Source organism: Mesorhizobium sp. M2A.F.Ca.ET.067.02.1.1 (genome assembly GCF_004023285.1).
In the GTDB taxonomy this organism is placed as follows: Bacteria; Pseudomonadota; Alphaproteobacteria; order Rhizobiales; family Rhizobiaceae; genus Mesorhizobium.
Window position 1 is genome coordinate 1 of record NZ_RZSB01001021.1, and the last position, 1,709, is coordinate 1,709.

The 1,709-nt window shown below is 65.5% G+C and carries 2 protein-coding genes; both read right to left on the reverse strand.

Annotated elements, in window-relative coordinates; all coding sequences use genetic code 11:
• Window positions 1-529 (reverse strand): hypothetical protein (locus EOA28_RS34940; protein WP_128315805.1); only part of this gene is annotated, 529 nt, incomplete at its 3' end.
• 82 nt (window positions 530-611) lie between these two features.
• Window positions 612-1,709, reverse strand: a 1,098-nt coding sequence (locus EOA28_RS34945; RefSeq protein WP_148671074.1) for a Gfo/Idh/MocA family oxidoreductase, incomplete at its 5' end; no start/stop codon positions are given.

Consider the following 1,709-nt stretch of genomic DNA (forward strand, 5'->3'; position numbering starts at 1 on the left):
GGTAGAGGGTAGAATATGTGCCCGGCTCCAACAAATCGGCGTAGGGCCGGAAATCCGCGATGCGCTTGTTGAAGGGTATCGCCCCGCAGCCGGGAACCAGACAATCCCGATTTCCCTTCGGACAGCGGTTGAAGGAGCAAAGCCGGCCAAGGTAGTGGTCGCTGCCGGGCTCGAACAGGAAAACGTCGAGTTGATGGTCGGCGACACTGATGCCAAGCCCGGCCTCGAACGCCTGCCGCAGCGCCGCGGCTCCCTTACGGCGCAACTCGCCAAGCCGGTGTTGCGAGTCGACCCAGACAGCCAGGTCGAGGTCGCTGCATTCATGCCAAACTTCGATACCCGCGCGGCGGAAGTCGCTGAACCTCGGAATCTCCTTCCAGAGCGGTTTCGCCACCGAGCCGATGACAGCGATCGCCTCGATCTCGGGGAACGCCATCCAGGACTGCGTGACGACATCGGCGGCCTGGCGGAATTCGCGCTGGCGCCGCAGGAGGTAACGGTTCTGCTCTTCGATCTGCGCGCGCTTCATGGTTCGCCGAGGCGGCTTTATCAAACTGCGTTTGCGGCCATCGGAGGCTGAGTTTGGCAAGCCGTCAAGAGTGCGATTGCCCTCACTCAAATTTCGCAGTCGTCCAAGCACCTCCAGCCGCGTTCGACTCCACGGCCGCTGCGACGAACTTCACGCCGCGCGCGCCGTCGACCACATCGGGCACCTGCGCTGCCCGCACGGCATCGACCGCGCTACCAGAACGATGCGCGCGGATGATGTCGGTGGCGTCGCGGTAGAAATTGGCGAAGGCCTCGATGTAGCCTTCCGGGTGCGCTGCCGGCATGCGCGAAACGCGCCTCGCTTCCGCCGTCGATCCATGGCCGCCGCGCATCATCGTGCGCGTCTCCTCGCCATAGGGCGAGAAACGCAGTTCCTCTGGGCGCGATCCAGACCATTCGAGCCCGGCCTTCTCCCCATAGATGCGCACCGAGAGGTCGTTGTAATGCCCGGGCGAGGTCTGGCTGGCGAGGATCGTGCCGCGCGCCCCACCTGTCCAGCGCATCAGCACATGCGCGTTATCGTCGAGCCGCCGTCCGGGCACGGCGGTGAAGAGGTCGGCCGAAACCGCCTCCGCCTCGAAACCGGAAACGAAGCTTGCCAGGTTGAAGGCATGCACGCCGATATCGGCAAGCACGGCAGACTGGCCCGCGCGCACCGGATCGGTACGCCATTCGGCCTGCTTCTGGCCCTCGGCGTCGATCGGCTTGGTCAGCCAGTCCTGGATATAGGCGCCGTGCACCGACACGATGCGGCCGAGCTCGCCCGCCGCCACCATTTCGCGCGCCTGGCGCACCATGGCATAGCCCGTGTTGTTGAGCGTGACGACAAATCGGCGCTGCTTCGCTTTCGTCAGCGCCACCAGGGCTTCGGCCTCGCCAAGCGTCGTCGAAAGCGGCTTGTCGCAGATGACATCTATGCCGGCCTCGAGGAAGGCCGTCGCGATCGGTGCGTGCAGATGGTTGGGCGTGACGATGACCACCGCCTCGATGCCGTCCGGCCGTGCCGCTTCGGCCTTGGCCATGGCATGGTAGTCGGCATAGCTGCGCTCCGGCGCGATGCCAATCTCGACGGCGGAGGCCGCGGCATTCTCCGGATCCGAGGACAGCGCGCCCGCGACCAGCGCGATCTGGTCGTCAAGCCGCATGGCCAGGCGATGCAC